The organism is Streptomyces sp. NRRL S-455, from assembly GCF_000717875.1.
Classification (GTDB): domain Bacteria; phylum Actinomycetota; class Actinomycetes; order Streptomycetales; family Streptomycetaceae; genus Streptomyces.
The window spans coordinates 1-22,401 of sequence record NZ_JOCT01000009.1; the positions used below are offsets into that span (position 1 = coordinate 1).

Here is a 22,401-nt window from a genome sequence, read left to right on the forward strand (position 1 = left end):
CCCTGCCCCCCGCGCAGCCGCTCCCCCCGGCGTACCCGAACCACCAGGGTTACTCCGGCCGGCCGCTGCCCGAAGCGGCACGGCTTCGCGCCGACACTTCCACCGCCTCGTACACCGCACAGACCCCCGAGGCCCCACGGACGCCGCTGTCCGGCCAGGGGGCGTCACGGCACCGAGCGCAGCGCCCGGCGCGTCGCTCCGGGCCGCCGCCCAAGGTGGCGGTCCCGCTCCTGCTCCTCGCCCTGGCCTGCTACGCCGTGGGCTTCTGGGCCCTGGCCCAGCTCTGAGCCCCGCACGGGCGAGCGCGTACCGAACGGCACCCGGTTCGGCCCTAGACCACGTTCTTCCGCCGGGCCAGCACGGTCCACACGCCGAGCCCCACCAGCAGCGCGCTCCCCGTGCCGATGCCGCCGACGGCGACTACCCGCAGCGCGGTGTCGTCACCGGCGGCCACGCCCTCCGCCGCGGTCTGCCGGTCCTGGTCGGTGACCTCGAAGACGCCCTTCGGTTCGGACTCCCCCACGTACCGGGGCCCGTCCTTCGCCGCCCCGCTCACGCGCACGCGCAGTGTCATCGCGAAGGGACCGTCCCCGAAGCTGTCGGCGACGTCCTCCGCGAGGTGTGCGACGAGGTAGTAGGAGCCGGCGAAGCGCATCGCGCCGATCTGGTCCGTGGGGGCGTGGCGGTTGGCGTGGTCGACGGGCGGCAGGGCGGGCAGGCTGTTGGACTTCTGGTCGCCGTCGTAGCCGACACCCACATCGGCGACATGGCCGCGCGCGGGGTTGTACAGGGCCAGGTCCAGCGCGTCTGAGGTGTACCCGGTGCCGCCGGAGTCCGAGCTGCCCAGTTCGGCGGTGACGTGCAGCTGCTGGCCCCAGTCGACCGGCACCTCGTAGAACAGCGTCCGGCCGGGGCGGATGCCGTCACGCCAGACGCCCTGATCCAGAGGGGTCGCCCCGGCGAACCCCTCGCCGCCGCGACGCCGCTCGGCCTCCCCCTGGAGCGGCTGCGGCGAGGCGGAGTTCCACACCTCGGGCGCGCTGGTCGCCCCGGTGTTCGCCGTCCGTGGCTCGGTCATGGCGACGAGCTCCAGATCCCAGGCGTCGGGCGAAGAACCCTCGCCGTCCGGATCGACGCGTTCGACGAACACGTAGTAGGTACCGGCCTCCCGGCACAGCGGTTTGGCGGGTGAGATCTCACGCTTGCCCCATGCCGCGACCGGGTGCGGGCTGCGGGCGGCCCCGAAGCTCGTGGTGTCGACGGAGCAGGGGGCGCCGTTGTCGTCCTGCAGGGACACCTTGACCCCGTCGATGACGGAGACGGTGCTGCCGGGGGAGGGGACGGCGGTGACGGAGACGTACGCGTTCGAGGAGGCGTCGAGTGCGATGCGGTAGCTGACCTTGCCGCTGCTCGGGAGGGAACTCCGGTAGACCGTCCCGGGCTCCAGGGGGGCGGCGTCCGCGGTGCTCCTGGCTCCCTCGATGCTCCGCGCCCCCTCGGCGAAGGCGTAGGGGCTCGGCGACGTCGCCGTGTCGGAGGCCTCGACGGCGGCGAGAGCCGCCTGGCCCGGTCCCACGGCGGCCGTCGTACCCAGCACCACCGCCACGACCCCGAGGCGCACGGCCACCGCAGGACGACGGCCGAGCCACATACCCCCACGACGCCCCCGCTCCGTACGAGACCGTCCCCTCACGCGCCACCCCTCACGTCACCGACCCGCGGAACCGCCGGGAACCTCACACCGTGAACCCGTGGCCCATCCTGCCTCGCGGTCGCGTCCACCACCCGGCCATCCACGCAATCCGTGCGACACACAAAACCCCGACCGCGAGGCGGCCGGGGTGTGCTCGGTATGGGGTGTCGTGACTCAGGAACCCGTGGGCACGGAGTCAGTCGCCTCCGTCCACAGATCCTGCTCGGCGCGATCCGCCTGGATCTGGCGGTACACGAGGAGCCCGCCGATGGCGGCCAGTGCGACCAGGAGAAGCTTCTTCACCGCGCGACCTCGTCTTTCCTTGACGTAGGGGACCTCTGGCGCCCGACTATACACACCGACCGATACCGATCGGTGACCTGCGTCGGCCCTCAACTCCCTTCCGAATGCCCGGGATAGAAGCGGAACTCACCGATCCGACCGGAGGGTGATCACACGCCGACGGACGGTTACTTTGACCGTCATTCTCCCCTCTTCTCACATTCTGCCCCCTCTTACGCCCATCCGAGTGGTGTTCATCTGAACATCCACGCGCCACGGGCGTCGGTCCACCACTTCTCGCCCCCCATACACATCATGAGGAAAGTACGCAAATCGCCCGACCCGAAAGTGAGGGGCCATGGCCCGGAACAAGGTCATGCAGCTGTGGACCGTCATCGTCACCGCCTTCCTCGCACTGTGCAGGACGCTCGGACTCATCACGACGACCGCCGCGGCGGCCGTACCGCAGACCGAGCAGACGCGCAACAGCGAGCACATCCCGCACCAGCGAACGGTGTCGGTGACCTCTTCCAGGTCCTACGCCAGGGCCCTGCCCCCCACGATGAAACAGCGCATCCGCGCCGAGGCCCACGGCAAGTCCCCCCGCTGCCGCAACCGCCCGCTCGCGGACGCACCGGCGGCACCGGCCGCCGACGGCACCCACGACGGCACCGACGCAGCTTCGGACCCCCGGGCGGACCGCCTCATCCCCATGCAGCCCTGAGTCCCTGGCACATCCCACCGGCGATCCGCGTACAGACCCGGCAGCTCGGCAGAGCCGCCGGGTCCTCTCATGTCAGAACACAGAAAACCCCCAACCGCTATCGGTTGGGGGTTTCCGTGCTGGTGGGGCTAACAGGATTTGAACCTGTGGCCTCATCCTTATCAGGGATGCGCTCTAACCAACTGAGCTATAGCCCCGCCGCGCTCTGCGGTGTGTGTCCCGCGCGCTGACTCCTGAAGATTAGCGCACGACATGGGCAGTCCCAAAATCGGTTGTCGGGACAACGACAAAGGGCAACGACAAAGGTGACGTCACTCGTCCTCGGCGAGCGTCAGCTCCACACCGCCAACGAAACCCGCGGAGAGGTTGTAGATGAACGCGCCCAGCGTCGCGAGGGCCGTCGCCAGGACGACGTCGATGACCGCGATGACCGACGTGAACAGCAGGACGTTGGGCAGCGACAGGAAGGCCTGCAGGTCGAAGCCGTTGGACTCGTTCGAGCCGGTCGCCTCGGAGATCGTGCCGCCGACCGTCGAGAAGACACCCATCGCGTCCATGACCATCCACAGCACGGCGGCCGCGACGATCGTGCAGATGCCCAGGGCGATGGAGAGCAGGAAGCTGACCTTCATGACCGACCACGGGTCGGCCTTCGCCACCCGCAACCGCGCCTTGCGGACCCGTGGCGTGGTGCGTGCGCCCGTGCGGGGGCGCCGTACGGCACCGGCGGCGCCCGCGCCCGCTGCCTGCTGCGCCGGATAGGCCTGCGGCGGGTGGTACGGCCCGGCCTGCTGCCGCGTCTGCCGTTCTCCCGGCAGCGGGGAGGCCGTCTGCGCGGCGGTGCCCTGGTCCTGGGCGGCCGGCTGCGGCTGGGCGGCGGAAGCGGCGGGGCCCGCATCGGTCTTCTGCTGGGTCTGCGGACCTCTTGCGTCCGTCACAGTTCCCCCCTGGGAATCATGCGAGTCAGGCGAGGGTGCGTCCTCGGCCGGGGACTTGATCGCCTTCAGGTTGGTCGTGTGCGGGTCCGCCGCACGCGCGGCGGAGCCACGGCCGCCGCCGTCCGTCTCCGTACCCTTCGAGGTACCGGTCGGTCCGGCGCCCGTGGCTCCGCTCACGCTGACTCACTCCTCGTGCCTACTCGGCCGAGGGCACCTCACCCTCGTCCGTGCCGGTGTTCGCGGCACCCTCGGCGGTCTCGTCGACGACCACGTCGCCGTCGACCTCTTCCGCCTCGCGTCCCGCCTCGGCGTTGCGAGCGATGCCGACCACGGCATCGCGCTTGCCCAGATTGATCAGTTGGACGCCCATGGTGTCACGGCCGGTTTCCCTGATCTCGTTGACTCGCGTACGAATCACACCGCCCGACAGCGTGATGGCGAGGATCTCGTCGGTCTCCTCGACCACCAGCGCGCCGACGAGGGAACCACGGTCCTCGACGATCTTGGCAGCCTTGATGCCGAGGCCGCCGCGACCCTGGACGCGGTACTCGTCGACGGCGGTCCGCTTCGCGTACCCGCCGTCCGTGGCAGTGAACACGAACGTACCCGGTCGAACAACATTCATCGAGAGCAGCTCGTCTTCCTCGCGGAAGCTCATGCCCTTGACGCCCGAGGTGGCACGGCCCATGGGACGCAGGGTTTCGTCCGAGGCGGTGAACCTGATCGACTGCGCCTTCTTGCTGATCAGAAGCAGATCGTCGTCCGACGAAACCAGTTCGGCTCCGATCAGTTCGTCGTCCGAACCGTCCTCCATCGAGCGGAGGTTGATCGCGATCACACCACCGGAACGCGGCGAATCGTAATCCTTCAGAGGCGTCTTCTTCACCAGCCCGGCCTTGGTGGCGAGCACGAGGTACGGAACGGCCTCGTAGTCGCGGATCGCCAGGATCTCGGCGATCGCCTCGTCCGGCTGGAAGGCGAGCAGGTTCGCGACGTGCTGGCCGCGCGCGTCCCGGCCGGCGTCGGGCAGCTCGTAGCCCTTGACGCGGTAGACGCGGCCCTTGTTGGTGAAGAACAGCAGCCAGTGGTGCGTGGTCGACACGAAGAAGTGGTCGACGATGTCGTCTTCCTTCAGCTTCGTGCCGCGAACGCCCTTGCCGCCGCGCTTCTGAGCGCGGTAGTCGTCGGTCTTGGTGCGCTTGATGTAGCCGCCCCGGGTGACCGTGACGACGATGTCCTCCTCGGCGATCAGGTCCTCGATGGACATGTCGCCCTCGTAGGGGATCAGCTTGGTCTTGCGGTCGTCACCGTACTTCTCGACGATCGCGGCCAGTTCCGCGCTCACGATGCCCCGCTGGCGGACCGGGGAGGCCAGGATCTCGTTGTACTCGTTGATCTTCGCCTGGAGTTCGTCGTGCTCCTGGACGATCTTCTGGCGCTCCAGGGCCGCCAGTCGGCGCAGCTGCATCTCCAGGATGGCGTTGGCCTGGATCTCGTCGATCGTCAGCAGGTCGATCAGGCCGCCGCGGGCGATCTCGACGGTCTCACTGCGCCGGATCAGCGCGATGACCTCGTCGATGGCGTCCAGGGCCTTCAGCAGACCACGCAGGATGTGGGCCCGCTCCTCGGCCTTGCGCAGCCGGAAACGCGTACGGCGGACGATGACCTCGATCTGGTGCGTCACCCAGTGGCGGATGAACGCGTCCAGCGAGAGCGTGCGCGGCACACCGTCCACCAGCGCCAGCATGTTGGCGCCGAAGTTCGTCTGCAGGTCGGTGTGCTTGTAGAGGTTGTTCAGCACGACCTTGGCGACCGCGTCCCGCTTCAGCACGATGACCAGACGCTGGCCGGTGCGCGAGGAGGTCTCGTCACGGACGTCCGCGATGCCGCCGATCTTGCCGTCCTTGACGAGGTCGGCGATCTTCTGGGCGAGGTTGTCCGGGTTGACCTGGTACGGCAGCTCCGTGACCACCAGGCACTGGCGGTTCTGGATCTCCTCGACCTCGACGACCGCGCGCATCGTGATGGAGCCGCGGCCGGTGCGGTACGCCTCCTCGATGCCCTTGCGGCCCACGACCAGCGCGCCGGTGGGGAAGTCAGGGCCCTTGATGCGCTCGATCAGCGCGTCCAGGAGCTCCTCGTGCGAGGCCTCCGGGTTCTCCAGGTACCACTGGGCGCCGGCGGCGACCTCGCGCAGGTTGTGCGGCGGGATGTTGGTCGCCATGCCGACCGCGATACCGGCCGAGCCGTTGATCAGCAGGTTCGGGAAGCGGGCCGGCAGGACGGTCGGCTCCTGGGAGCGGCCGTCGTAGTTGTCCGTGAAGTCGACGGTCTCCTCGTCGATGTCACGGACCATCTCCATGGACAGCGGCGCCATCTTGCACTCGGTGTACCGCATCGCCGCGGCCGGGTCGTTGCCCGGGGAGCCGAAGTTGCCGTTGGAGTCCACGAGCGGCATGCGCATCGACCAGGACTGGGCGAGGCGGACCAGGGCGTCGTAGATGGAGGAGTCGCCGTGCGGGTGGTAGTTGCCCATCACGTCGCCGACGACTCGGGCGCACTTGTAGAAGCCGCGCTCGGGGCGGTAACCGCCGTCGTACATGGCGTACAGCACGCGCCGGTGGACGGGCTTGAGGCCGTCACGGACGTCCGGCAGTGCACGCGAGACGATGACGGACATCGCGTAGTCGAGGTAGGAGCGCTGCATCTCCGTCTCGAGCCCGACGGGTTCGACGCGCAGGCCCGCCGACTCGTCCACCTCAGGCGTGACGGGAGTGTTCTCGTCGGTCATTGCTGGTGAAGGTCCTTCCTGGTGCGGTCAGCTGAGACCGACTCAGATGTCGAGGAAGCGGACGTCCTTGGCGTTGCGCTGGATGAACGCGCGACGGGCCTCGACGTCCTCGCCCATGAGGACCGAGAACAGGTCGTCGGCCTGGGCGGCGTCGTCGAGGGTGACCTGGCCGAGGACGCGGTGCTCCTGGTCCATGGTCGTGATGCGCAGCTCCTCGGCGTTCATCTCGCCGAGACCCTTGAAGCGCTGCACCGAGTCGTCCTTGATGCGCTTGCCGGCGTTGCGGCCCATCTCGATCAGGGCGTCGCGCTCACGGTCGGAGTACGCGTACTCGAAGTCGTCCTTGCCCCACTTGATCTTGTAGAGCGGCGGGCGGGAGAGGTACACGTGCCCGGCCTCGACCAGCGGCCGCATGAAGCGGAACAGGAAGGTCAGCAGCAGGGTGTTGATGTGCTGGCCGTCGACGTCGGCGTCCGCCATCAGGATGATCTTGTGATAGCGGAGCTTCTCGATGTCGAAGTCCTCGTGCACACCCGTGCCGAACGCGGAGATCATCGCCTGGATCTCCTGGTTCTGCAGGATGCGGTCGATGCGCGCCTTCTCGACGTTGAGGATCTTGCCGCGGATCGGGAGGATCGCCTGGTACTGCGGGTTGCGGCCGGACTTGGCCGAACCGCCGGCCGAGTCACCCTCGACGATGAAGATCTCGCACTTCTCGGGGTCGTTCGACTGGCAGTCGGAGAGCTTGCCCGGCAGGGACGCGGTCTCCAGCAGGCCCTTACGACGGGTCAGGTCGCGCGCCTTGCGGGCCGCCACGCGCGCGGTGGCCGCCGCGATGCCCTTGCGGATGATGTCCGCGGCCTCGTTGGGATTACGGTCCAGCCAGTCCGCCAGGTGCTCGTAGACGACCCGCTGGACGAAGGTCTTGACCTCGGTGTTGCCCAGCTTGGTCTTCGTCTGGCCCTCGAACTGAGGCTCGCTCAGCTTGACCGAGATGATGGCGGTCAGACCCTCACGGATGTCGTCACCCGTGAGGTTGTCGTCCTTCTCGCGCAGCAGCCGCTTGTCGCGCGCGTACTTGTTGATCAGCGAGGTCAGGGCGGACCGGAAGCCCTCTTCGTGCGTACCGCCCTCGTGGGTGTGGATGATGTTGGCGAAGGAGTACACGCCCTCGGTGTAGCCGCCGTTCCACTGCATGGCGAGCTCGAGGGACAGCTGCCTGTCCTTGTCCTCCGCCTCCAGGTCGATCACGGTGGGGTGCACCGCCTCGCCCTTGCGGGAGTTGAGGTACTTCACGAAGTCGACGATGCCGCCCTCGTAGTGGTACGAGACGGACTTGACCTCGTGCTTCTCGTCCTCGCCCGCCTCGTCCGCGCCGGCGGTGGCCTTCGCCGACTCGCGCTCGTCGGTCAGGTTGATCCGCAGGCCCTTGTTGAGGAACGCCATCTCCTGGAAGCGCCGCGACAGCGTCTCGAAGGAGTAGTCGGTGGTCTCGAAGATGTCCGGGTCGGCCCAGAAGGTGACCGTCGTACCCGAGTCCTCGACCGCCTCGTGCTTGGCGAGCGGGGCCGTCGGAACGCCCATCTTGTAGTCCTGCGTCCAGCGGAAGCCGTCGCGTTTGATGTCGACGCTCACCTTGGTCGACAGGGCGTTCACGACGGAGACGCCGACGCCGTGCAGACCACCGGAGACCGCGTAGCCGCCGCCGCCGAACTTGCCGCCCGCGTGCAGCACGGTCAGCACGACCTCGACGGCCGGCTTCTTCTCGACCGGGTGCAGGTCCACCGGGATACCACGGCCGTTGTCGACGACGCGTACGCCGCCGTCGGCCAGGATCGTCACGTCGATGGTGTCCGCGTAACCGGCCAGCGCCTCGTCGACGGAGTTGTCGACGACCTCCTGCACCAGGTGGTGCAGGCCGCGCTCACCGGTCGAGCCGATGTACATGCCGGGTCGCTTGCGGACCGCGTCCAGACCCTCGAGGACGGTGATGGCACTGGCGTCGTACGAAGCGGCGGCTGAGGCCTCGGCGACTCCAGCCATGGCCTCGACGGACGGATTGTTCTCGTTGGGGTTGCCGGAATCGGCCACGAAGCGCCCTTTCTGGCACAGCACGAGCCAGGCTCGTCGGCGGGTTGCCGGAGCGGCTGCGGCATGTTGCGTTGGTAAGCCTTGATCAGCGTTGCTCAGCTTTTCCCGGACGGTCCCCACGATGGGGGCGGGATTGCTTCCAGTCTACCGGTAGCACTGACACTGATGGGGGTTTGCCGGTACCTGGGTCCGCATGTGCCGCCCTCAACCGGTCTTGTCCGACTCCCGATATGCGGATGGGGTCTCCAAGAGGCTCACAGCGGCACTCAGCGCTTCCGGCCGTCAACCCTTGGCTACTTCGGAGTCAGGTCGCGCATCGCGACCGTGCGCGCTCGCGCGAAGAGTGCGCCGCCGGGGCCCGGAGCGGGCCCCCGACGGCCTCTTTTGTGATGTCAGTCACGTGGTGGCGATCGGTGGGAAAAGGGGTGCGGATCGAGGCCGGGCAGGCGTGGGACAGGGGCTCCGGTCAGCCGTAGGTGTCGCCCGGTCCGGTGCTGCCGGGGGCCCGCAGCGGGCCGTAGCGCCGCGTGGGGGCACCGGGGCCCTGCACCTTGATCTGCCGCACCGTGCCGTGCCCCAGGTCCTCGTTGAGACGGGCCACCAGGGTCGGGGCGAGCAGCCTCAGGTTCGTCGCCCAGGCCGTCGAGTCACAGCGCACGCTCAGGACACGCTCGTCCTCGTCGTACCTCTCCGGCACACAGTGCTTGGCCACGTCCTCGCCGACGATCTGCGGCCAGCGGCCCATCACACCGCCCACCGCCGCCGGCGCCTCCCAGCCGCGCTCCGTGATCAGCCGGTTGATCGCGGAGCCCAGCGCCATGGGGTCGCGCCCGTCGGCGCGCGCGCCGGAGCGCAGTCCGCCACGGCGCGCCTGCTTCTTCTGCTGCGCCGCGTCCCCACGCGCGCGAGCGGCCTCCTTCGCCGCACGCAGCGCCACGCGCGCGAGGTCCACGCCGGAGGGCTCGGGAGAACGGGGCGCAGGCGGTTTCCCTGAGGCGGTCTCCGACGCACGCTCCGGTGAGTTCTCGGTCATACGCGCTCCACCGTCCCCTCGGACACGGCGAACCGCGCCCCGGACAGCACATGCGGTACGTCGTCGTCGACCGCCGCCGTCACCAGGACCTGCTCGCCCGGCGCCACCAGCTCGGCAAGACGCTCACGGCGACGGGCGTCCAGCTCGGCGAAGACGTCGTCGAGCACCAGCACCGGCTCGTTGCCCTCGGCACGCAGCAGGTCGTAGGAGGCGAGACGCAGCGCCAGGGCATAGGACCAGGACTCGCCGTGCGAGGCATACCCCTTGGCGGGCAGCTGGCCCAGCTTGAGCACCAGGTCGTCCCGGTGCGGGCCGACCAGCGTGACGCCCCGCTCGATCTCCTGCTTGCGGGCCTCGGCGAGCGCCGCCATCAGCTGCTCGAACAGGTCCTCGCGCGTGTGCGCCTCACCCGGCGCCGACGGCCTGTACTCCAGCGCGACCGGGCCGCCGCCCGGGGCGAGCTGCTCGTACGCCTTGTCGGCGAGCGGCTGGATCGTGGCGATCAGGTCCAGGCGCTGGGCGAGCAGCTCGGCGCCCGCGCGCGCGAGGTGCTGGTCCCACACGTCGAGGGTGGACATGTCCATGGAGCGTCCGCCGTGCCGACGGGCCAGCGCGGCCGACTTCAACAGGGTGTTGCGCTGCTTGAGGACCCGGTCGTAGTCGGAACGGACCCCGGCCATGCGCGGCGAACGGGCGGTGATCAACTCGTCCAGGAAGCGCCGCCGCTCACCGGGATCGCCCTTGACCAGGGCGAGATCCTCCGGCGCGAACAGCACGGTCCGTACGATCCCCAGCACATCACGCGGTCTGACCTGCGAGGACCTGTTGATACGGGCGCGGTTGGCCCTGCCCGGGTTCAGCTCCAGCTCGACCAGCTGCTGCCGGTCGCCCTGCCGGACCTGGGCCCGGACGACCGCACGCTCGGCACCCATGCGGACCAGGGGGGCGTCCGAGGAGACACGGTGACTGCCGAGGGTGGCGAGGTAACCCACGGCCTCGACCAGGTTGGTCTTGCCCTGCCCGTTCGGGCCGACGAAGGCCGTCACTCCCGGGTCGAGCGGGACCTCGACCCGGGGGTACGAGCGGAAGTCGGCCAGCGACAGATGCGTGACGTGCATGGTCGTTTCGCCGACCTCCCAGGTCCTCGGGTGCTGCTTGCTTCCGGGTGCTGCTTACTTCTTCTCGACCGCGTGGCCGCCGAACTGGTTCCGCAGCGCCGCGATCATCTTCATCTGCGGCGAGTCCTCCTGGCGCGAGGCGAACCGTGCGAACAGCGACGCGGTGATCGCCGGCAGCGGCACCGCGTTGTCGATCGCGGCCTCCACAGTCCAGCGTCCCTCACCGGAGTCCTGTGCATAACCCCGGAGCCCGTCCAGATGCTCGTCCTCATCGAGCGCGTTGACGGCGAGGTCCAGCAGCCAGGAGCGGATGACCGTGCCCTCCTGCCAGGAGCGGAAGACCTCCCGGACGTCGGTCACCGAGTCGACCTTCTCCAGGAGCTCCCAGCCCTCGGCGTAAGCCTGCATCATCGCGTACTCGATGCCGTTGTGGACCATCTTGGCGAAGTGGCCCGCACCGACCTTGCCGGCGTGCACCGAACCGAAGTCGCCCTCCGGCTTGAGCGCGTCGAACACCGGCTGCACCTTGGCGACGTTCTCCTTGTCGCCGCCGTACATCAGCGCGTAGCCGTTCTCCAGGCCCCAGACGCCGCCGGAAACACCGCAGTCGACGAAACCGATGCCCTTGGCCGCCAGCTCCTCGGCGTGCTTCTCGTCGTCCGTCCAGCGGGAGTTGCCGCCGTCCACGACGACGTCGCCGGGCTCCAGCAGTTCGGCGAGCTCGTCGATGGTGGACTGCGTGGCCTCACCTGCCGGGACCATCACCCAGACCACGCGCGGGCCGCTGAGCTTGCCCACAAGCTCCTGCAGGCTGTGGACGTCGGCGAGGTCCGGGTTGCGGTCGTATCCGAAGACGGTGTGGCCGGCGCGGCGTATCCGCTCGCGCATGTTGCCGCCCATCTTGCCGAGGCCGACGAGACCGAGCTCCATCAGTTGTGTTCCTTAGCTGTGCAGGTGTCCGACGTGGCGTTGCGGCACTGTCGTGCGCGCGTCCGAGCCTAAACCCGGACGCTCGCGCACATCTGTGGGCATACGCGCTCAGTCGTACGCCCTCACCTGCGGGTTTGCCCTCAGCCCGTGGACGACCGACGGCGCGCTGCTGCCTCAGCCGCTCAGGCGCACCGGCATGATCAGGTACTTGTAGGCCTCGTCAGCCTCGGCGTCCAGCGCCGGCTTGCCGCTGAGCAGCGCCGGCTTGGTGGACGTCGTGAAGGACAGCTGGGCCACCGGGGAGTCGATGGCGCTCAGGCCGTCGAGCAGGAACGTCGGGTTGAAGGCGATCGAGATGTCGTCGCCCTCCAGCTGCGCGTCCACCCTTTCCACAGCCTGTGCGTCGTCGCTGGAACCGGCCTCGAGGATGAGCACGCCCTGCTCGAAGCTGAGCCGCACCGGGGTGTTGCGCTCGGCGACCAGGGCCACGCGCTTGACGGCCTCCACGAAGGGGGCGGTCTCGATGACGGCGACGCTGTTGAACTCCGTCGGGAACAGCGTGCGGTACTTCGGGAGGTCGCCCTCCAGCAGGCGGGTCGTGGTACGACGGCCGGCGCCCTCGAAGCCGATCAGGCCCTCGCCGGAGCCCGAGCCGGACAGCGCCAGAGTCACCTGGTCCCCGCTGGTCAGGGCCTTGGCGGTGTCCAGGAGCGTCTTGGCGGGCACCAGGGCGACCGCGGAGGCCTCCGGGTTCTCCGGCTTCCACAGGAACTCGCGCACCGCGAAGCGGTACCGGTCGGTGGACGCCAGGGTGACGGTGTCGCCCTCGATCTCGATCCGCACACCCGTCAGGACCGGGAGAGTGTCGTCCCGGCCGGCCGCGATGGCCACCTGGGCGGCCGCGGAGGCGAAGACCTCGCCGGGGACCGTGCCCGTGGCGTTCGGCATCTGCGGCAGTGCCGGGTACTCCTCCACAGGCAGTGTGTGGAGTGTGAACCGGGAGGAGCCGCAGACCACGGTCGCCCGTACACCGTCTGTGGAGATCTCCACCGGACGGTTGGGGAGGGCGCGGCAGATGTCGGCGAGCAGACGGCCGGAGACGAGTACCGTGCCCTCCTCCTCGACCTCGGCCTCCACGGACACCCGCGCGGAGACCTCGTAGTCGAAGCTGGACAGGCTCAGCTGGCCGTCCTCCGCCTTCAGCAGCAGGCCGGCGAGGACAGGCGCCGGCGGACGGGCCGGGAGGCTGCGTGCCGCCCAGGCCACTGCCTCCGCGAGTACGTCGCGTTCCACCCGGATCTTCACTGTTGCCGCCTCCTGCTGTTGCCGGCGCTTCTCGCTCTGCCTGGCCCTCGTCGTCTGTCTCGGTGTCGACGGTCCCTGTGAGGGGGAGGACACCGGGGACCAGTCTGACGCACCGCACTGACAGTAGGTGCCTCTCGGGGTCAAGTCGTGACGAGGGGCGGTCGGGCGCCGGAGAGCGAGTTGTGCACAGGACCCGCTTCGAAACGAATTCCCAACTCTCTCTAGTCGGGAGTAGTAGTAGGGCCTGTGGATACCGTGGATAACCCTGTTTGCCCAGCTCAGAGCAGGAATTTTGTCCACGGGGCCTGTGGGTGGCGGCGGTGGACAACCTGGGGTCTCTGTGGAGAACGGAAAGTTCTGCACATCCCGTGCACAGGGCAGGGCGAGTTCTCCCCAGTGCTGTCCCCAGCTTTACCCACCTTTCCCACAGCCCAACCCGGCAGCTTCGTGTGACGCCTTTCACTCGACCCGGTGAGGAGGCGCGTCGCGTTGCCGAACAGTGGACAGCGATGTGGAGAAGCTGGGGATCGCTGGGGACAACTCACCTCAGCCTGTGGGTTGGCGGTGGACAACTCGATGCACAGCCTGTGGATCAGCTCTCCGTCCACAGCCTGTGGAGCGTGTTCGTCCACGGATCCACATGCCATTGACCTGGTCTGATGGTCCTTCAACACGGCTGCCTGTGGACACAGTCTGGACAACTTCCCGGTCCCCAGGATGTGGACGGGAAAAAGTCACCGAATCTGTGGAGAGTGGCCGTAACCCGGCTGGTAATCGAACAGCCGGCGTCCGCGACATGACGAAGGGCGCCCCCGGAAGAGTCTCCGGGGGCGCCCTCAGCGGCCTTCCGCGGTGGCCGTCAGCCGTTCTTGATGCGGTTGGTCAGCTCGGTGACCTGGTTGTAGATGGAGCGGCGCTCGGCCATCAGGTTGCGGATCTTGCGGTCCGCGTGCATGACCGTCGTGTGGTCGCGGCCGCCGAACAGTGCGCCGATCTTCGGCAGCGACAGGTCCGTGAGCTCACGGCACAGATACATGGCGATCTGCCGGGCCGTGACGAGCTGGCGGCCGCGCGAGCTGCCGCACAGGTCCTCGACGGTGAGACCGAAGTAGTCGGCGGTCGCGCCCATGATGGCCGTCGAGGTGATCTCCGGCGTCGCGTCGTCGCCACCGGGGATCAGGTCCTTCAGCACGATCTCCGTCAGGCCCAGGTCCACCGGCTGCCGGTTGAGCGAGGCGAACGCCGTGACCCGGATCAGCGCGCCCTCCAGCTCACGGATGTTGCGCGAGATCCGCGAGGCGATGAACTCCAGCACCTCCGGCGGGGCGTTCAGCTGCTCCTGCACCGCCTTCTTGCGGAGGATCGCGATCCGTGTCTCCAGCTCGGGCGGCTGGACGTCCGTGATCAGACCCCACTCGAAACGGTTCCGCAGCCGGTCCTCCAGCGTCACCAGCTGCTTGGGCGGCCGGTCGCTGGAGAGCACGATCTGCTTGTTGGCGTTGTGGAGCGTGTTGAACGTGTGGAAGAACTCCTCCTGCGTCGATTCCTTGTCCGCCAGGAACTGGATGTCGTCGACGAGCAGGATGTCCATCTCGCGGTAGCGCTTGCGGAAGCTGTCGCCCTTGCCGTCGCGGATGGAGTTGATGAACTCGTTGGTGAACTCCTCCGAGCTCACGTACCGCACGCGCGTGCCCGGGTAGAGGCTGCGCGCGTAGTGCCCGATCGCGTGCAGCAGGTGCGTCTTGCCGAGTCCGGACTCCCCGTAGATGAACAGGGGGTTGTAGGCCTTCGCCGGTGCCTCGGCGACGGCCACCGCGGCCGCGTGCGCGAAGCGGTTGGAGGCGCCGATGACGAACGTGTCGAAGAGGTACTTCGGGTTCAGTCGCGCCGTGGGCTCACCCGGGCCGGTCGCCGGCGCGGGCTGCGCGGCCAGCGGGCCGGGCGCACCGGTCGTGGGCAGGTTCGGGCCGACGGGGCCACCGCGGTGCACGTGCCCGGAGCCGGGCGGGGGCTCGGGCAGTTCCCGGCGGACCGGGTCGCGCTGGTCGTATTCGGCGCGTGGCGGTTCGTAGTCGGAACGCGGTGGCTCGTAGGGACGCTCCATGGACTGCGGGCGGTAGTCCTGGGAGGGGGAGCCGTACGTGTCCTGGGCGGGCGAGCCGTAGGAGTCCTGTGTGCCGTATGTGTCTTTGGAGCCGTAGGAGTCCTGGGGTGATCCGTATGCGTCCTGCGGGCTGTAGGAGTCCTGGGCGCGGTAGGAGTCCTGAGCCTTGTAGGAGTCCTGCGCGCCGTAGGAGTCCTGGCTCGGTGACGCGTACGGGTCACGCTCGGGGAAGCCCAGGCGCTGCTGCTGCCAGCCGTAGTCGTCGTGCGTCGGCCGCGGCCAGGAGCCGGGTTCGGGGCGCTGGTACTCGGACGGGTAGGCGGGACGGGCGGTGGGCAGTTGATCGCCGCGCTGATCTCCGCGCTGATCGCCGCGCTGATCTCCGCGCGTAGGCGGGAGCTGGTCGCCCGCGGTGCCCGGCAGCGGGTCGGCGCGGTGGCGGCCGTAGCCCTCGTACCCGTCGCGTTCCTGGCGCTCGTAGGCGTCGCGTTCCTGGCGCGCGGCCGGGATCTCGGGCTCTTCGTAGCGCGGCTGGGAGCGGGCCGGAGGCGCCGGCGTGGCCGGGGGCTCGCCGGCGGAGTCGTCGACGGTGATCGCGATCCGGATCGGGCGGCCGCACTCGCGGCTCAGCGTCTCGCTGACGACGGGTGCCAGGCGGCCTTCGAGCACACCCTTCGCGAACTCGTTCGGTACGGCGAGCAGGGCGGTGTCCGCCACCAGCGCGAGCGGCTGGCAGCGCCGGATCCAGTGCTCGTCCTTCGCCTCGACCCCCTGGCCTCGACCCTCTCCGAGGAGCTGCTCCAATACGCGTGGCCACACTGCGGCAAGATCGGCAGGTACGTCAGCCACAGGGCACGCTCTCTCGCAGGTCCCACGAACGTGTGGTTCTGGGACGGGTTGGGATCCAAGACGGATTTCGCAGGGACAAGGGAACGAATCGGAGTTCCGTCACGGTAGTCAGGGCGGCCGGTAGGGTTCAAGTTGTTGTCCCCAGCCTGTGGACAAGTGTCTCCGGGCGGGTGCCGGTTTGACCGGATGGCGTAGCCGCGCGTACCGTAACCAGGTCGAGTTGTCGATGGCTGCTGCCGCCTGCCTCCGATGGGCACAGATCATTTGGGTGATCGGTAAGCGGTGCACTCGGGCGTAACTGCGAGCTACTCGTGGGCGCACGGTGACAGCCAGGACGGCACCCCGCAACTACCGATTTCTTCTGGAGCCCCCGAGTGAGCAAGCGCACCTTCCAGCCGAACAACCGTCGTCGCGCGAAGACCCACGGCTTTCGGCTGCGTATGCGCACCCGTGCCGGCCGCGCGATTCTCGCGTCCCGCCGTAGCAAGGGTCGCGCCCGTCTGTCCGCCTGATCCCGATCAGGTCATGACGTCGTGCTGCCCACCGAGAACCGGCTGAGGCGGCGCGAGGACTTCGCGACCGCGGTACGGCGAGGGCGTCGGGCAGGACGCCCGCACCTCGTCGTCCACCTTCGAAGCGGTGCAACGGACCCGCATGCGCCTGGGGAGAGCGCTCCCCCGACGCGTGCGGGTTTCGTCGTGAGCAAGGCCGTGGGTGGCGCGGTCGTACGCAACAAAGTGAAGCGCAGGCTTCGCCACCTGATGCGTGAGCGGGTCGCCCAGCTGCCCCCCGGTAGCCTGGTAGTCGTACGAGCGCTGCCCGGAGCGGGCGACGCCGACCACGCACAGCTGGCCCGAGACCTGGATGCCGCTTTCCAGCGGCTGCTGGGAGGGGGCGCGCGATGAAGTACCCGCTGCTGGCCCTGATCAAGCTCTACCAGTGGACGATCAGTCCGCTGCTGGGGCCGGTCTGCAAGTACTACCCGTCGTGCTCGCACTACGGCTACACGGCCATCGACCGGCACGGTGCCATCAAGGGAACGGCACTCACGGCCTGGCGCCTCCTGCGGTGCAATCCGTGGTCGCTGGGCGGTGTGGACCATGTCCCGCCGCGCAAGCGCCCGCGGTGGCACGAGATGCTGCGTAACGCGTGGCGTGCACGCAAGGGCGGGCCCTCCGCCGCCGCACCGGCCACCGAGGGACAGACTTCTCCCACAAGTCAGTCCAGTCCCTCGAGCCCGGCCGCAGAGACACCGTCCCATGCCCAAGGAGCATGATTAGTGGACACGATTGCCAGCCTCTTCAGCTTCATCACCACACCCGTCTCCTGGGTCATCGTCCAGTTCCACACGGTGTACGGGGCCATCTTCGGCCCTGACACCGGTTGGGCCTGGGGCCTGTCGATCGTGTCCCTGGTGATCCTGATCCGTATCTGCCTGATCCCGCTCTTCGTGAAGCAGATCAAGGCGACTCGGGCCATGCAGACGCTCCAGCCCGAGATGAAGAAGATCCAGGAGCGCTACAAGAACGACAAGCAGCGTCAGTCCGAAGAGATGATGAAGCTGTACAAGGACACGGGGACCAACCCGCTGTCCTCGTGCCTTCCCATCCTGGCGCAGTCCCCGTTCTTCTTCGCTCTGTACCACGTGCTCAACAGCATCGCGTCGAACGACACCATCGGCGTGATCAACGAGAACCTGCTCCAGAGCGCGCAGAAGGCGCACATCGTCGGTGCGCCGCTGGCGGTGAAGTTCACCGACAGCTCGTCGAAGGTGGAAGCACTCGGTGCTTCGCTCACCGACGTCCGCGTGGTCACCGCCGTCATGATCGTCCTGATGTCGGCGTCGCAGTTCTTCACTCAGCGCCAGCTCATGACGAAGAACGTCGACACCACGGTGAAGACGCCGTTCATGCAGCAGCAGAAGATGCTGATGTACATCTTCCCGGTCATGTTCGCCGTCTTCGGCATCAACTTCCCCGTCGGTGTCCTCGTGTACTGGCTGACCACCAACGTGTGGACCATGGGCCAGCAGATGTACGTCATCCGCAACAACCCGACCCCGGGTTCCAAGGCTCAGGCCGAGTACCTGGAGCGCCTGACCAAGCACGTGGCGCAGCACAGCAAGGTCAGCCGGCGTCGTGACCGGGCCATCGTCAAGGCGATCGTCGCCAAGGGACGCGACCGCAACGAGTTCGAGCGCAAGTTCGTCAACGGCCTCAGCAAGGCCGGTCTCGCAGCCCAGGCCGACGGCACGGTGATCAAGAGCGAACCCGCTGCCGCCGCTCAGGCCGAGGACGGAGCGCCGATCACCACCGGCACTCCCAAGCGTCAGCAGCCCAAGCGGCAGAGCAAGGCGCAGCGACAGTCCGGTGCCGCGAAGGCGGCCGGTGACCACCACGAGTCCAAGACGTCGCTGACCAAGTCCGACGAGCCCGAGGATGCCAAGCCCGCAGCCGCTGCCAAGAAGGGCGGAGCGAAGCCCGCCGGCGGTACCCGCAGCAAGGCCCAGTCCGGACAGCGCAAGGGTCCGCAGCGGCCCAAGTCCCCGTCCAAGAAGTAAGAAGGAGTCCATCCCGTGACGGAAGGCACCACCTCCGCCGCTGCCGAGGGTGCAGACACCCTGACTCGCCTGGAGCAGGAGGGCGAGATCGCTGCGGACTACCTGGAGGGTCTGCTCGACATCGCCGACCTCGACGGCGACATCGACATGGACGTCGAGGCAGACCGTGCCTCCGTCTCGATCATCAGCGACACGGGCAGCCGTGACCTGCAGAAGCTGGTCGGCCGTGACGGTGAGGTACTGGAGGCGCTCCAGGAGCTCACCCGTCTGGCCGTGCATCGGGAGACCGGTGACCGCAGCCGTCTGATGCTCGACATCGCGGGATACCGCGCCCGGAAGCGCTCCGAGCTGTCCGAGCTGGGCGCCAAGGCCGCCGCCGAAGCCAAGAGCAGCGGTGAGGCTGTGAAGCTGCAGCCGATGACGCCGTTCGAGCGCAAGGTCGTGCACGACGCGGTCAAGGCCGCGGGTCTGCGCAGCGAGTCCGAGGGCGAGGAGCCGCAGCGCTTCGTCGTCGTGCTGCCGGCCTGATCGGCCTCTACGTTTTCCCGGCCCCGTCTGTTGCGCAGGCGGGGCCGAACTTTGTCAGCCTGATAGTTCTGGTGGTTCTGTCGTCGGCGCCGGGTGCGCCTGACGCGGTACGGAAGGACGGTCCCCCGTGACGGAGGCAGCGGAGCTTCCCCCCGCGCCCGAGCAGGCGCGCGAGGTGTTCGGCGATCGCTTCGCGGATGCGGTGCGGTACGCCGAGCTGCTCGCTGAGGCGGGCGTGCAGCGCGGTCTTATCGGCCCGCGTGAAGTGCCCCGCCTCTGGCAGCGGCACCTGCTGAACTGCGCGGTGCTCTCGGAGGTCGTGCCCGAGGGCGTGACGGTGTGCGATGTCGGCTCGGGTGCCGGTCTCCCGGGCATTCCGCTGGCGCTGGTCCGGGAGGACCTGAAGATCACGCTGCTGGAGCCGTTGCTGCGGCGTACCAACTTCCTCACCGAGGTCGTCGAGCTGCTCGGCCTCGATCATGTGACCGTCGTGCGGGGCCGTGCCGAGGAGGTCATGGGGAAGATCCAGCCCGTCCACGTCGTGACGGCCCGAGCCGTCGCGCCGCTCGACCGTCTCGCGACCTGGGGCATCCCGCTGCTGCGGCCCTACGGGGAGATGCTCGCCCTCAAGGGGGACGCCGCCGAGGAGGAGCTGAAGAGCGCGTCGGCGGCCCTGAACAAACTGGGTGCGGTGGGAACGTCCATCCTGCATGTCGGTGAGGGTGTGGTGGACCCGATGTCCACGGTCGTCCGGGTTGAGGTCGGGGAGAGCCCCGGAGGCGTGCGCTTCGCGGCGAAGCGCGCCAAGGCGGCTCGCACGGGTCGCACGCGCCGACGGCGCTGATCCGTCCTGCGGACGAGACGTACTCCACACAAGCTGCCAAACCTATGCATGCCGGAGTGTCGCGACGTTTGGGCTCCGGCTGCTGTGCATCGTGTTTCACGTGAAACGTCGCTCACTGCTGCACGGCATCATCAGTCGTGGTCGCGCTGCGGCCGAACCCCGTGACCGCAAGCCTCTGGGTTCACTCGATGAGGGAACTGAGTTGTCCACAGAGGTGGATTTCTCCACAGATCGCCAGGCCTCACTGGTTCACGACCCCGAAGGCATGGGAGGCTCTGTTCATTGCGAGCCTGAAGTCGAGGAGAGTGAATCCTTGCGGTCCGACGCCAACATCGCGGGACCGATGACCGATCCGGTCCCCGGTCCCCGTACCGAGTCGATGGGGGCGGATGTTTCACGTGAAACGCCGCCTCCGATGGACGACACTCCCATCGGTCGTGCTGCCCAACTGGCGGTGGAGGCTCTGGGCCGCGCCGGCGAGGGTCTGCCACGGCCCGAGCAGACCCGAATCATCGTGGTCGCCAACCAGAAGGGCGGTGTGGGCAAGACGACGACGACCGTCAACCTTGCCGCGTCTCTGGCCGTACATGGGGCCAGGGTTCTGGTGGTCGACCTCGACCCACAGGGCAATGCGTCCACCGCGCTGGGTATCGACCATCACGCCGAGGTCCCGTCCATCTACGACGTGTTGGTGGAGAGCAAGCCGCTCTCCGAGGTCGTCCAGCCGGTCCCCGATGTCGAAGGCCTCTTCTGCGCCCCCGCCACGATCGATCTCGCCGGTGCGGAGATCGAGCTGGTGTCTCTGGTGGCAAGGGAGAGCCGGCTGCAGCGCGCCATCCAGGCGTACGAGCAGCCGTTGGACTACATCCTCATTGACTGTCCGCCCTCGCTCGGTCTCCTGACGGTCAATGCGTTGGTGGCGGGCCAGGAGGTCCTGATCCCGATCCAGTGTGAGTACTACGCGCTGGAGGGCCTGGGGCAGCTGTTGCGCAACGTCGACCTGGTGCGAGGCCACCTCAACCCCGCCCTGCATGTGTCGACCATCCTGCTCACCATGTACGACGGCCGGACGCGTCTCGCTTCGCAGGTCGCGGAAGAGGTGCGCACCCACTTCGGTGACGAGGTCCTGCGGACGAGCATTCCCCGCTCCGTCCGTATCTCCGAGGCGCCGAGCTACGGGCAGACGGTATTGACTTACGATCCTGGATCGAGTGGTGCCCTCTCCTATCTTGAGGCGGCACGAGAGATCGCGCTGAAGGGTGTTGGGGTCAGTTATGACGCGACCCACGCCCACATCGGCGCACAGCAGAACGATCCGAGCATGGTGGAGGGCATCCAGTGAGCGAGCGACGGAGGGGGCTGGGCCGTGGTCTGGGCGCACTGATCCCTGCCGCACCGACGGAGAAGTCGGTGGCCCAGGCTGCGGCGGGGAACACCGCTTCGACATCCCCCGCGGCAGTGCCCGCGCTGCCGAACGACCGTGGAGTGGCTGCGGCGAAGGTGGCGACACTGCCGACTGTTTCACGTGAAACGGAGGAGCCGGCCCAGCCCGGTGCTCCCGCCGTGCCTGCGGCACCCGTCGGTGCGCACTTCGCCGAGATCCCCCTCGACGCCATCACGCCGAATCCGAGGCAGCCGCGTGAGGTGTTCGATGAGGACGCTCTGGCCGAACTCATCACCTCCATCAAGGAAGTGGGACTCCTCCAGCCGGTTGTCGTCCGGCAGGTGGGTCCGGCCAGCTATGAGCTGATCATGGGTGAGCGCCGCTGGCGGGCCTGCCGCGAGGCGGGGCTGGAGGCGATCCCGGCGATCGTACGGGCCACGGACGACGAGAAGCTCCTCCTGGACGCCCTGCTGGAGAACCTGCACCGGGCCCAGCTGAACCCACTGGAAGAGGCAGCCGCCTACGACCAGTTGCTGCGGGACTTCAACTGCACGCACGATCAGCTGGCGGATCGCATCGGCCGATCCCGTCCGCAGGTCTCCAACACCTTGCGCTTGCTGAAGCTTTCGCCCGCTGTGCAGCGCCGGGTCGCTGCCGGGGTGCTCTCCGCCGGCCACGCGCGGGCACTGCTGTCCGTCGAGGACTCGGAGGAGCAGGACAGGCTGGCGCACCGCATCGTGGCTGAAGGGCTCTCGGTGCGGGCCGTCGAGGAGATCGTGACCTTGATGGGGTCGCGGCCCCAGAAGGCCCAGCGGCCCAAGGGCCCGCGTGCCGGTGCCCGAGTTTCTCCCGCGCTGTCGGAGCTCGCCACGCGGCTCTCAGACCGCTTTGAGACGCGCGTGAAGGTCGACCTGGGACAGAAGAAGGGCAAGATCACCGTCGAGTTCGCTTCCATGGAGGACCTCGAGCGGATCCTCGGCTCACTCGCTCCCGGCGAGGGGCCCGTCCTGCAGAAGAGCCTCCTGGAGGGCGACGCCGACGAGAGCGAGTCCTGAGCCTCCGACAGGAGCGTCCTCTGCGTCTCCGGCAGAGCGGGCTGTGTCCGGTGTGTGCCGGAACATGGCCCGCTCTTTCCTTTCTGGCGGTTTCGATGGAATCACATCGTGGATACGATGCGTTCGAGTACGGCGCAACCCACCCGGCAGCACCTCTGAGAGGAAGGCAGGG

General features: G+C 68.3%; 19 protein-coding genes, 1 tRNA gene and 1 pseudogene. 10 read left to right on the plus strand and 11 right to left on the minus strand.

Features of this window, described 5'->3' with window-relative positions:
- A pseudogene (locus IE97_RS0113120) lies at nucleotides 1-287 on the plus strand (serine/threonine protein kinase); the annotation flags it as partial.
- A gap of 44 nt (nucleotides 288-331) precedes the next feature.
- Here IE97_RS0113120 and IE97_RS0113125 read toward each other — a convergent pair.
- Together IE97_RS0113125 and IE97_RS42905 are read right to left on the minus strand one after the other, a co-directional pair.
- The gene (locus IE97_RS0113125; protein WP_030237325.1) at nucleotides 332-1,651 is read right to left on the minus strand and encodes a hypothetical protein; all 1,320 of its coding nucleotides are present in this window, start codon (nucleotides 1,649-1,651) and stop codon (nucleotides 332-334) included.
- A gap of 216 nt (nucleotides 1,652-1,867) precedes the next feature.
- Nucleotides 1,868-1,996: a DLW-39 family protein gene (locus IE97_RS42905; RefSeq protein WP_003999697.1), complete on the minus strand. Its 129-nt coding sequence runs from the start codon at nucleotides 1,994-1,996 to the stop codon at nucleotides 1,868-1,870.
- Between the two features lie 337 nt (nucleotides 1,997-2,333).
- Here IE97_RS42905 and IE97_RS0113135 point away from each other — a divergent pair, with 337 nt between their 5' ends.
- Nucleotides 2,334-2,699, plus strand: a complete 366-nt coding sequence (locus tag IE97_RS0113135; protein WP_030237328.1) for a DUF6344 domain-containing protein — start codon at nucleotides 2,334-2,336, stop codon at nucleotides 2,697-2,699.
- Between the two features lie 120 nt (nucleotides 2,700-2,819).
- Here IE97_RS0113135 and IE97_RS0113140 read toward each other — a convergent pair.
- The 9 genes from IE97_RS0113140 to dnaA form a co-directional block, all read right to left on the minus strand.
- Nucleotides 2,820-2,896 (minus strand) — tRNA-Ile (locus tag IE97_RS0113140).
- A gap of 114 nt (nucleotides 2,897-3,010) precedes the next feature.
- Nucleotides 3,011-3,814, minus strand: a complete 804-nt coding sequence (locus tag IE97_RS0113145; RefSeq protein ID WP_030237333.1) for a DUF3566 domain-containing protein — start codon at nucleotides 3,812-3,814, stop codon at nucleotides 3,011-3,013.
- Between the two features lie 19 nt (nucleotides 3,815-3,833).
- Nucleotides 3,834-6,428: a DNA gyrase subunit A gene (gene gyrA / locus IE97_RS0113150; protein WP_030237336.1), complete on the minus strand. Its 2,595-nt coding sequence runs from the start codon at nucleotides 6,426-6,428 to the stop codon at nucleotides 3,834-3,836.
- A 42-nt stretch (nucleotides 6,429-6,470) separates the two neighbouring features.
- The gene (gyrB, locus tag IE97_RS0113155) at nucleotides 6,471-8,519 is read right to left on the minus strand and encodes a DNA topoisomerase (ATP-hydrolyzing) subunit B (protein ID WP_106975344.1); all 2,049 of its coding nucleotides are present in this window, start codon (nucleotides 8,517-8,519) and stop codon (nucleotides 6,471-6,473) included.
- Between the two features lie 466 nt (nucleotides 8,520-8,985).
- A complete protein-coding gene (locus tag IE97_RS0113160; RefSeq protein ID WP_030237344.1) occupies nucleotides 8,986-9,552 on the minus strand; it encodes a DUF721 domain-containing protein in 567 nt (188 codons plus the stop codon).
- Nucleotides 9,549-10,670, minus strand: a complete 1,122-nt coding sequence (gene recF, locus IE97_RS0113165; protein ID WP_030237348.1) for a DNA replication/repair protein RecF — start codon at nucleotides 10,668-10,670, stop codon at nucleotides 9,549-9,551. Before recF ends, IE97_RS0113160 begins: the two co-directional genes overlap by 4 nt.
- Before the next feature lie 54 nt (nucleotides 10,671-10,724).
- Nucleotides 10,725-11,600, minus strand: a complete 876-nt coding sequence (gene gnd, locus IE97_RS0113170) for a phosphogluconate dehydrogenase (NAD(+)-dependent, decarboxylating) (RefSeq protein WP_030237352.1) — start codon at nucleotides 11,598-11,600, stop codon at nucleotides 10,725-10,727.
- Between the two features lie 174 nt (nucleotides 11,601-11,774).
- Nucleotides 11,775-12,905, minus strand: coding sequence for a DNA polymerase III subunit beta (gene dnaN / locus IE97_RS0113175; protein ID WP_010032702.1), 1,131 nt, complete (start codon nucleotides 12,903-12,905; stop codon nucleotides 11,775-11,777).
- 859 nt (nucleotides 12,906-13,764) lie between these two features.
- Complete coding sequence (gene dnaA / locus IE97_RS0113180) at nucleotides 13,765-15,858, minus strand: chromosomal replication initiator protein DnaA (RefSeq protein ID WP_078603210.1); 2,094 nt, start codon at nucleotides 15,856-15,858, stop codon at nucleotides 13,765-13,767.
- A 374-nt stretch (nucleotides 15,859-16,232) separates the two neighbouring features.
- Here dnaA and rpmH point away from each other — a divergent pair, with 374 nt between their 5' ends.
- From rpmH to IE97_RS0113215, 8 genes are all read left to right on the plus strand, one after another.
- Nucleotides 16,233-16,370, plus strand: coding sequence for a 50S ribosomal protein L34 (gene rpmH, locus IE97_RS40200; protein ID WP_003956500.1), 138 nt, complete (start codon nucleotides 16,233-16,235; stop codon nucleotides 16,368-16,370).
- 21 nt (nucleotides 16,371-16,391) lie between these two features.
- Complete coding sequence (rnpA, locus tag IE97_RS40205; protein WP_078603211.1) at nucleotides 16,392-16,763, plus strand: ribonuclease P protein component; 372 nt, start codon at nucleotides 16,392-16,394, stop codon at nucleotides 16,761-16,763.
- Nucleotides 16,760-17,134 carry a membrane protein insertion efficiency factor YidD gene (yidD, locus tag IE97_RS0113190; protein WP_030237362.1) on the plus strand — a complete coding sequence of 125 codons (375 nt, stop codon included), beginning with the start codon at nucleotides 16,760-16,762 and terminating at the stop codon, nucleotides 17,132-17,134. The genes rnpA and yidD overlap by 4 nt, the downstream gene beginning before the upstream one ends.
- A 3-nt stretch (nucleotides 17,135-17,137) precedes the next feature.
- The gene (gene yidC, locus IE97_RS0113195) at nucleotides 17,138-18,418 is read left to right on the plus strand and encodes a membrane protein insertase YidC (protein ID WP_030237365.1); all 1,281 of its coding nucleotides are present in this window, start codon (nucleotides 17,138-17,140) and stop codon (nucleotides 18,416-18,418) included.
- Nucleotides 18,419-18,433: 15 nt separating this feature from the next.
- The gene (locus IE97_RS0113200; protein ID WP_020273088.1) at nucleotides 18,434-18,946 is read left to right on the plus strand and encodes a protein jag; all 513 of its coding nucleotides are present in this window, start codon (nucleotides 18,434-18,436) and stop codon (nucleotides 18,944-18,946) included.
- Nucleotides 18,947-19,073: 127 nt separating this feature from the next.
- On the plus strand, nucleotides 19,074-19,790 hold the full coding sequence (gene rsmG, locus IE97_RS0113205) for a 16S rRNA (guanine(527)-N(7))-methyltransferase RsmG (protein WP_030237371.1): 717 nt from the start codon (nucleotides 19,074-19,076) through the stop codon (nucleotides 19,788-19,790).
- A gap of 265 nt (nucleotides 19,791-20,055) precedes the next feature.
- On the plus strand, nucleotides 20,056-21,132 hold the full coding sequence (locus IE97_RS0113210) for a ParA family protein (RefSeq protein WP_078603221.1): 1,077 nt from the start codon (nucleotides 20,056-20,058) through the stop codon (nucleotides 21,130-21,132).
- Nucleotides 21,129-22,229, plus strand: coding sequence for a ParB/RepB/Spo0J family partition protein (locus tag IE97_RS0113215; protein WP_030237378.1), 1,101 nt, complete (start codon nucleotides 21,129-21,131; stop codon nucleotides 22,227-22,229). The genes IE97_RS0113210 and IE97_RS0113215 overlap by 4 nt, the downstream gene beginning before the upstream one ends.
- Nucleotides 22,230-22,401 lie beyond the last annotated feature (172 nt).

Excerpts from the sequence above, each read along its gene's own strand:
- IE97_RS0113125 (WP_030237325.1), bottom strand. The coding sequence starts at position 1,651 with ATGTGGCTCGGCCGTCGTCCTGCGGTGGCCGTGCGCCTCGGGGTCGTG.
- IE97_RS0113135 (WP_030237328.1), top strand. The coding sequence starts at position 2,334 with ATGGCCCGGAACAAGGTCATGCAGCTGTGGACCGTCATCGTCACCGCC.
- gyrA (WP_030237336.1), bottom strand. The coding sequence starts at position 6,428 with ATGACCGACGAGAACACTCCCGTCACGCCTGAGGTGGACGAGTCGGCG.
- IE97_RS0113160 (WP_030237344.1), bottom strand. The coding sequence starts at position 9,552 with ATGACCGAGAACTCACCGGAGCGTGCGTCGGAGACCGCCTCAGGGAAA.
- recF (WP_030237348.1), bottom strand. The coding sequence starts at position 10,670 with ATGCACGTCACGCATCTGTCGCTGGCCGACTTCCGCTCGTACCCCCGG.
- gnd (WP_030237352.1), bottom strand. The coding sequence starts at position 11,600 with ATGGAGCTCGGTCTCGTCGGCCTCGGCAAGATGGGCGGCAACATGCGC.
- yidD (WP_030237362.1), top strand. The coding sequence starts at position 16,760 with ATGAAGTACCCGCTGCTGGCCCTGATCAAGCTCTACCAGTGGACGATC.
- IE97_RS0113210 (WP_078603221.1), top strand. The coding sequence starts at position 20,056 with ATGGGAGGCTCTGTTCATTGCGAGCCTGAAGTCGAGGAGAGTGAATCC.